Origin of the sequence: Kitasatospora sp. NPDC057692 (genome assembly GCF_042799475.1) — a bacterium.
In the GTDB taxonomy this organism is placed as follows: Bacteria; Actinomycetota; Actinomycetes; order Streptomycetales; family Streptomycetaceae; genus Kitasatospora.
In genome coordinates this window covers 1-7951 of record NZ_JBHVIV010000162.1, presented here as the reverse complement: position 1 = coordinate 7951, position 7951 = coordinate 1, and the positions used below count along the sequence as shown (strand labels likewise).

Sequence of the window (7951 nt, the reverse complement as noted above, 5' to 3'; positions counted from 1 at the left end):
GCTCCACACCTACAATCACCACCGCGGACACACCGCACTCGCAGGCAAGCCACCCGCCAGCCGCGTCCCCAACCTCACGGGTCAGAACAGCTAGGCGAAGCCTGGGTAGACACCGGACTCGTCTTCACACACGAGGACGGAAGCGGCTACCACCCCGACTACCTCACCAAGCTCTTCAAACGCCTGGTGGAGCATGCGGAACTGCCTCCGATCTCGCTCCACGGGCTCCGGCACGGCGCCGCCTGCATCGCCCATGCCGGCGGCGCTGACCCCAAGGCCATCTCTGAGCAGCTCGGGCACAGTGGCATCCAGATCACCATGGACATCTACACAAACGTCTTCCCCGAGTACAAGCGAGCGCAGGCAGAAGCCGCACTATCGGTCGTCCCCCGCGCCGGGCGGCCACAGGTCGCACCGACGCCTGCCACCCCATCGGCTCCCGACACCCCCCTGACCAGCGGTCTGCCTGATCTGCGACCCGGCTCCGGTCGCCTCACGGCCCTACGCCGAGCCCGATCGAGGAAGGCATCTCAGCAGCCGATCCCTGCGTAGCCGGTTCACGTCGCTCCCTGGCGGTGGCGGTCGAAGGCCGCCACCGCCCGCTGTGTGTTTCCGGAGGCTTCCGAGTGCCTGGGGAACCATGTCCTCACCGCCCCAACGTCCCCACTACGTCCCCAAGCATGCCCTCGCCGCCCCCGTCGGAGTCCCCCGTTCGGCCTCACGGCTGCCACTCGAAGAACGCATCTGGCATGCAGTTCAAGGGGATTGACCATAGCGTCCCTGGAGAGGGGGCCCCTGAGAGAGAGGCGAGTAGTTCCATGGCAGGCAAGTTCGAGCTGTACACCGATGAGAGCGGCATGCACCGGTTCCGGCTCAAGGCGAGCAACGGATCGATCGTGGTGACGGGCGACCCGGAGGAGAACCGGGACGACTGCCTGAAGAGCATCGAGTCGATCCGCAGGCTCGCGCCCTACGCGGAGCTGAAGGAGACGGCCGCCGGACCGGCCTGAGGACTTCGGCCGCGCCCGGGACCGGGCACGACCGGGCAGGACGGGCACGGCCGGGCAGGACGGGCACGGCCGGGCAGGACGCGGGTCGGCGGGACAATTCGCCGACCCGCGTTCGTTTGTACGACAGATCCCTTTGGCCGCGTGCACGCCGGGCGCGGACAGAACACAGGCATGCGTGTCGTCATCGTCACCGAATCCTTTCCCCCCGAGGTCAACGGCGTCGCCCACAGCGTGCTGCGGACCGCCGAGCACCTGCTCCGCCGGGGGCACCAGCCGCTCGTCGTCACCCCGGCGCCCGCGCGCGGCGCGCAGAGTCCCTCGCACACCTTCGGCGCCGGCGGCGTCCCGGCGGAGCTGCCGGTGGTGCACGTCCCCTCCGTCCCGCTGCCCGGCTACCCGCAGGTCCGGATCGCGCTGCCCAGCCGGCGACTGGCCGCCGCGATCCGGGGGCACCGGCCCGACCTCGTCCACCTGGCCAGCCCGTTCGTGCTCGGCGCGCGCGGCGCGCAGGTCGCGGCCCGGCTCGGCGTCCCCGTCGTCGCCGTCTACCAGACCGACCTCGCCGGGTACGCGCACGCCTACCGGGCCGGGCGCGGGCTCGGTGAGGCGGCCGCCTGGCACCGGATCCGCGCCGTCCACGGCCTCGCCGCCCGGACGCTCGCGCCCTCCACCCCCGCCGCCCAGGACCTCACCGCGCACGGGGTCGCCCGGGTCCAGCTGTGGCCGCGCGGCGTGGACTCGGTCCGCTTCCACCCGCGCCACCGCGACGAGGCGCTGCACCGGGCGCTCGCCCCCGGCGGCGAGTTGCTGGTCGGCTACGTCGGACGGCTCGCGCCGGAGAAGCGGGTCGACCTGCTCGCCGAGACCGCGACGCTGCCCGGGGTGCGGGTGGTGATCGTCGGCGACGGGCCGTCCGCGCCCGGGCTGAAGGCCGCGATGCCCGGCGCCGTCTTCCTCGGCCGGCGCACCGGCGAGGAACTGGCCCGATGTTTCGCCACCCTGGACGTCTTCGTGCACACCGGGCCGCTGGAGACCTTCTGCCAGACCATCCAGGAGGCGATGGCCAGCGGGGTGGCGGTGATCGGCCCGGCCGCCGGCGGCCCGCTCGACCTGGTCGCCCACCACCGCACCGGCCTGCTCGTCCCGCCCCGCGACGGCGCGGCGGTGGCCCGGGCGGTGACCGACCTGGCCGGGGACGCGGAGCTGCGGGCCGCCTACGGGCGCGCCGGGCGCGCCGAGGTGACCGCCCGCACCTGGGAGGCGGTCGGGGACCTGCTGCTGCGGCACTACGCCGAGGTGCTCGCGGAGCACCGCGGGGTGGCGGAGGCACCGCTGGTCGAGGCGCCCGCGCCGGGCGAGCCGGCGGCCGCCCCCGGGCGGAGCGGCTCCCCCGGGCCGACCGGATCCCCCGAACCGACCGCCCCGCTGACGGAGGAACTGCCCGCATGACCACCGGACCGCTGCGGATCGTCCGGGTGGCGAACTTCGTCAGCCCCGTCTCCGGCGGACTGCGCACCGCACTGCGCCACCTCGGCGCGGGCTACCGGGCCGCCGGGCACACCCCGGTGCTCGTCGTGCCGGGGAGGCGGCGCGCCGTCGAGGAGGAGGAACAGGGGCTGGTCGTCACGCTGCCCGGCCCCGTGGTCCCCGGCAGCGGCGGCTACCGGCTGCTCACCGACCGCCGGGCGGTGGCCGCCGAACTCGAACGGCTCGCCCCCGACCGGCTGGAGGTCTCCGACCGCACCACCCTGCGCTGGACCGGCGCCTGGGCCCGACGGCACGGGGTGCGCGCGGCGATGGTGTCGCACGAGAGCGCCGTCGGCGTGCTGCGGACCTGGGGCGCGCCCGGCCCGGTCGCCGACGCGGCCGCGAACCGGCTCAACACCCGCACCGCCCGGTCGTACGACACGGTGATCTGCACGACCGACTGGGCCGCCGCCGAGTTCCGCCGCCTGGGCGTGCGGAACCTCGCGCGCGCCCCGCTCGGCGTGGACCTCGCCGCCATGTCCCCGCCCTCCGCCGCCGACCGGGCGGCGGAGCGGGCCCGGTACGCGGCCCCCGGGCAGGTGCTGCTGGTGCTCTGCTCCCGGCTCGCCCCCGAGAAGCGCCCCGCACTCGCCCTCGACGCCCTGGCCGCGCTCCGGTCCACCGGGGTCGAGGCGGTGCTGGCGGTGGCCGGCACCGGTCCGCTGCGGTCGCGGCTGGCCGCCCGGGCCGCCCGGGAGCGGCTGCCGGTGCACCTCCTCGGACACCTGGCCGGGCGCGCGGCCGTCGCCCGACTGCTCGGCTGCGCGGACGCGGTGCTGGCGCCGGGGCCGGTGGAGACCTTCGGGCTGGCCGCGCTGGAGGCGCTCGCCTGCGGCACGCCGGTCGCCGTCCACCGCGGCTCCGCCCTGCCCGAGCTGATCGGCACGGCCGGCACGGCCGCCGAACCGACCGGCGAGGGGTTCGCGGAGGCGGTGCGCGAACTCCTCGCGCGCCCCGAACCCGCCCGGCGCGCCGCCGCTCGCGCCCAGGCCGAACGGTACGGCTGGCCCACAGCCGTGGCGGGCTTCCTCGCCGCCCACGGCGCGGCGCCCGTCACCGCCCGCTGAGGCCGGGGACCGGGGCCGGACCTCAGGGCGGCACGGCACAGAACGGAACGGCACAGAACGGCACGGAACGGCACGGACGGGTGGGAGATCCGATGAGCACCATCACAACAGTGGACGGAGGAGGCGGCACCGTACCGGATGCCGCGCACGGCGCAACCCCCGGGGGCGCGCGGCGGACCGGCGAACCGGTCCGGTTCGTGGCCCTCGGCGACTCGCTCACCGAAGGCATCGGCGACCCGATCGCCGACGGCTGGCGCGGCTGGGCGGCCCTGCTCGCCCGGTCCCTGGCCCCGCCGCAGAGCGGGGTCGACTTCACCAACCTCGCGCGCAGCGGCGCGCTCACCACCGACCTCACGACGGAGCAGCTGCCCGCCGCGCTCGATCTGCGGCCGCAGGTCGCCGCCGTGGTGGCCGGCGGCAACGACACCCTGCGGTCCGGCTTCGACGTCAGCCGCACCACCCTCGCCCTGGACACCGTCCTCGGCCGGCTCACCGACAGCGGCGCGGTGGTCCTGACCGCCTGCCTCCCCGACCCGGGCGCCCTGCTGCGCCTGCCCCGCCCGCTCGCCCGGCCGCTGGCCCGGCGGATGCGCGCGGTGAACACCGTGGTGCACGCGCTCTCCGCCCGCCACGGGGCCGTCCACCTGCACATCGCCGAGCTGCCCTGGACGGCGGAGCGCCGGCTGCTCAGCGTCGACCGCCTCCACCCGAGCGCCGAGGGCCACCACCTGATCGCCCGCGGCTTCCACGACCTGCTCACCGCCGCCGGCCGCCCGCTCGGCCCGGCCCCCGCCCCCGAACCGGCCGACCCGCCGCCCGGCACCCTGGCCGACGTCTGGTGGATGGCGACCAAGGGCACCCGCTGGGTCGCCGACCGCAGCACCGACCTGCTCCCGGGCCTGGTCGCCCTCGCCGCCGTCGAGGGCTACGCCCGCCTCCGCGGCACCACCGACCACCAGGACCGCCGGATGGCCCACGCCACCACCACCGCCCTCGCCACCCTCCCTCCCGAGGCGGCGGAGTAGGCGGGAGCGGGAAGTCGGCGACATCGACTTCTCACTCCACCGGTACGAGGCGGGACACTCCCACCCGCCCACAGTCCTGGGCCGCAATCACCCGCCAGCAGAGCAGGAAGTCGGCCACACCGACGTCCCACTCCACCCTGGACGTCGCCGGACGCCTACAGCACGCCGTCCCGGACCTGCGGCCATCGGACCGGGCCGCCACACGGAGGGCGGGGCACCCCGGCGGCGCGCAAAGGTGGGCCGGCGGCGAGCGGAGCACGGGAGCGGCAGGACCGACCGAAACACCCCGGCCCCGGGTGGCTTGCGGCGGGTGGGGAACCGGAGGGGTGGGGCGGGGTGTCCTCAGCTCCGGACAGTGCGGCGGAGGGAGTGCGGATCGTGGTCGTGGCGGGTTCGGGGCGGGAGTTGTTGGCGGCGGCCGGAGTGCTGTTCCCGGACGCGCGGGGGCGGGTGCTGCTGGTGCGGCTGCCGTACGACCGGAAGCGTCCGGTGGCCGTGCCGGGCGGGGGCTGCGATCCCCAGGACGGCTCGCCTCGCCGGACGGCGGTGCGGGAGATCGAGGAGGAGCTGGGGTTCACGCCCCGGCTCGGGGCGCTGGCCTGCCTGGACTGGACGCTGGACCACCACCGCCCGCCGATCGCCGCCCACCTCTACTGGGCCGAACCGCTGACGCCGGAGCAGGCGGCGGCGTTCACCCCGGACCGTGCCGAGGTCGGCGGCTGGGCGTGGCTGACGCCCGACCAGGCGGGTCGCGCGCTGCCGCCGCGGCTCTCCCGGCGGGTGACGGCCTGTCTGCGGGCGCCCCGCGCGGCCGCACCGCTGGAGCTGGAGGACGGGCAGCCGGTCGGGCACTCGCTCGACCACCTGTCGTCCGTCCCGGCCCCCGCGTACACGGGCGAGGCGGGGCTGTCGGAGCTGTCCGAGCACTGGCCCCGCGAGGCGGACCCCGCGCCGCCGGCCGACGCCCCGCCCCTGCTGGACCGGGCGGCGTACATCGCGAGCCTGCCGCGGATCCGGGCCAAGGCCCGCACGGTGTTCACCGACCGGGCGGGCCGCGTCCTGCTGGTGCGGCAGCGGCCGTGGGACCTGCCGGGCGGCGAGGTGCCGTACTGGACGCTGCCGGGCGGCGGCATCGAGGCGGACCGGGAGCTGCCCCGGGCGGCGGCCCGCCGCGAGGTGCGCGAGGAGCTGGGCTGGTCCTGCGAGCCGGGGCGGCTGCTGGCGCTGGACTGGCTGCCCGGCCGGGCGGCGGACCCGGCGGCGGACCGGGAGACCGCCGTACTGGTGTACCTGTTCGACGGCGGCACGGTGGCGGACGAGCGGTTCGCGTCGATCGTGCTGGCCGAGGAGGAGCTGGTCGAGTGGCGGCTCTGCGACCCGGTGGAGGCGCGGGCGCTGCTGACACCGGCGTCCTGGGCCCGGACGTCGGCCGCGCTGGCGACGCGGGACCGGCCGGGCGGCCCGGCCGAGCTGGTCGGCGGGTACCCGGCCGGCTGAGTGTGCCCGCGCCGGAGGACGGGACAGGCGGCGTCCCGCCGGTCCACACTGGCCGCATGCAGAACACGCAGAACACGCAGCGCACGACGAGCGCCGGGGACGGCCTCGGGGCCGTCCTGGCCGGTCGCCGGGTGACCGCGGTCCGCGGCGGCGACCGGCTCGACCTCGTGCTCGACGGGCCGGTGACCGTCCGGGTCGCGCACGAGTTCCGCGTCACCGGGCCGACGGGCGTCGGCCTCTTCTACCCCGCGCTGACCTTCCGGCCCACCGGACCACTGCTCGCTCTGGTCGGCCGGACGGTCGGCTCCGCCCGGATCACCCCGGCCGGAGGGCTGGAGCTGGCCTTCACCGGCGGGGACGGCCGTGAGGGCCACGACGGCCGGGGCGGCGGGACGCTGTCCGTCCCGCCGCACGCGCTGATCGCACCGTGGCGCGTGGTCACGCCCGACGGCACGGTCTGCGCGGGGCTCCCCGGCGGCGAGGTCTCCTGCACCGGGGAGCCCGGCGCGCTCAGACCTCCAGGTCGGCCTCGATCCTGGTGAGCTGGTGGCGGGCCATCGCCAGGTTGGCCCGGCCCTTGTCGAGCGCCAGGTAGAGGAACAGGCCCTTGCCGCTGCGGCTGGTGAGCGGGCGGATCAGGTGGTACTGGCTGCTGAGGGTGATGAGGATGTCCTCGATCCCGTCGCTGAGGCCCAGCATGTCCATGGTGCGCATCTTGGCCCGGACCACGTCGGTGTTCCCGGCGGCGGCCACGTTGAGGTCGAGGCCGCCGGGGCCGTCGAGGGTGGCGAGCGCCATGCCGCTGTTGTAGTCGACCAGGGCCGCGCCGATGGCGCCCTCGATCGCGGTCATGGCCTGCTTCAGCGCGCCTGCGGCGTCGGTCATCTCGGGGTCTCCAGTTCGTCGGTGAGTCGATGAGTCGATGAGTCAGTGGATCGGCGAGTCGGTGGATCGGCGAGTCGGTAGGTCGATGCGGTGGTTCAGGGGAGCGGGGCGGCCGGCCGGGCCCGTCAGAGCTCCCGGGCGTCCTTGGGCAGCAGCGTGTCGTTGAGGAGCGCGGCGATGCGCTGGGCGGAGCGGCGGGCCTCCAGGTGCAGGCGGCCGATGTTCGCCTCCGGGTGGGCGAGCAGGGTGAGCACGCAGCTGCCGCCGGCCGCGTAGGTGGCGACGTAGCCGTTCTCACCGCGGACCAGCGACTCCCGGAACTCGCCCTGGCCGGTGCTGTCGGCGAGCCGTTGCGCCAGGCTGAGCGAGGCGGCCGTCATCGCCGCCAGGCCCGAGGGCTCGGTCCCGTGGGTGTCGTGGGCGACCAGCAGTCCGTCCACACTGGCCACCAGGCCGCCCGCGAGGTGCGGCAACCGGTGCCTGATGGCGCGGAGTTCGGCCAGCAGCTCGGTCTCCAAGGCGATCAGTTGTCTCCTTCCGACACGCTGCTTGAGCGCTCGCCTCATGTCCGTGAGGGCGGGGTCGCGGGCGGAGCGTGGTTCAAAGTCGGGCCTCCAGAAGGGTTCGGACCCGGATCAGCAGCGCGATGTCCGGGTGGGTGTCGGTGGGCGGAACGGCGACGGGGTCCGGCCCGCCCCGTTCGCCGGTCAGGGCGGCGAGCGCCGCGCCGGGGACCCGCCGGTGCAGCCCGCCCGGGTCCCGGGGCGCCGGTACCCCGCCGGGCGTCCCCGGCGTGGCGGCCGTGGCGGCCGCGCATCCGGTGTCGGGACCGGTCAGCAGGCCCACGGAGGCGAGCCGGCGGACGTCCGCCGTGGTCGCGAACGCGGAGCGCCCGAGCAGCCGGGCCAGCTCCGCCGGGGTTCTCCGCCCGTCCGCATGG

General features: G+C 76.1%; 8 protein-coding genes and 2 pseudogenes. 7 read left to right on the top strand and 3 right to left on the bottom strand.

The annotated features are described in order from the left end of the window. Nucleotides 1-123: 123 nt before the first annotated feature. The 7 genes and pseudogenes from ACFVFS_RS40025 to ACFVFS_RS39995 all read left to right on the top strand — a co-directional run. Nucleotides 124-552, top strand: a pseudogene (locus ACFVFS_RS40025) (tyrosine-type recombinase/integrase); the annotation flags it as partial. A gap of 266 nt (nt 553-818) precedes the next feature. Further along, nucleotides 819-1010, top strand: a complete 192-nt coding sequence (locus ACFVFS_RS40020; RefSeq protein WP_376090661.1) for a YegP family protein — start codon at nt 819-821, stop codon at nt 1008-1010. Nucleotides 1011-1181: 171 nt separating this feature from the next. After that, nucleotides 1182-2459 carry a glycosyltransferase family 4 protein gene (locus ACFVFS_RS40015; protein ID WP_380630009.1) on the top strand — a complete coding sequence of 426 codons (1278 nt, stop codon included), beginning with the start codon at nt 1182-1184 and terminating at the stop codon, nt 2457-2459. Next, entirely contained in the window at nt 2456-3604 is a 1149-nt protein-coding gene (locus ACFVFS_RS40010; protein WP_380630007.1) for a glycosyltransferase, read from the top strand. Before ACFVFS_RS40015 ends, ACFVFS_RS40010 begins: the two co-directional genes overlap by 4 nt. Before the next feature lie 92 nt (nt 3605-3696). Continuing rightward, nucleotides 3697-4629, top strand: a complete 933-nt coding sequence (locus ACFVFS_RS40005) for an SGNH/GDSL hydrolase family protein (RefSeq protein ID WP_380630005.1) — start codon at nt 3697-3699, stop codon at nt 4627-4629. Between the two features lie 336 nt (nt 4630-4965). After that, on the top strand, nt 4966-6126 hold the full coding sequence (locus ACFVFS_RS40000) for an NUDIX domain-containing protein (RefSeq protein ID WP_380630003.1): 1161 nt from the start codon (nt 4966-4968) through the stop codon (nt 6124-6126). 56 nt (nt 6127-6182) lie between these two features. Next, on the top strand, nt 6183-6668 hold the full coding sequence (locus tag ACFVFS_RS39995) for a DUF6188 family protein (RefSeq protein ID WP_380630001.1): 486 nt from the start codon (nt 6183-6185) through the stop codon (nt 6666-6668). On the opposite strand, the gene ACFVFS_RS39990 is transcribed toward ACFVFS_RS39995, so the two are convergent. The 3 genes and pseudogenes from ACFVFS_RS39990 to ACFVFS_RS39980 all read right to left on the bottom strand — a co-directional run. Further along, complete coding sequence (locus ACFVFS_RS39990; protein ID WP_380629999.1) at nt 6637-7011, bottom strand: hypothetical protein; 375 nt, start codon at nt 7009-7011, stop codon at nt 6637-6639. The two genes, ACFVFS_RS39995 and ACFVFS_RS39990, sit on opposite strands and share 32 nt — an antisense overlap. 125 nt (nt 7012-7136) lie before the next feature. Beyond that, nucleotides 7137-7529, bottom strand: a complete 393-nt coding sequence (locus ACFVFS_RS39985) for a roadblock/LC7 domain-containing protein (RefSeq protein WP_380629998.1) — start codon at nt 7527-7529, stop codon at nt 7137-7139. Nucleotides 7530-7611: 82 nt separating this feature from the next. Then, a pseudogene (locus tag ACFVFS_RS39980) lies at nt 7612-7951 on the bottom strand (hypothetical protein); the annotation flags it as partial.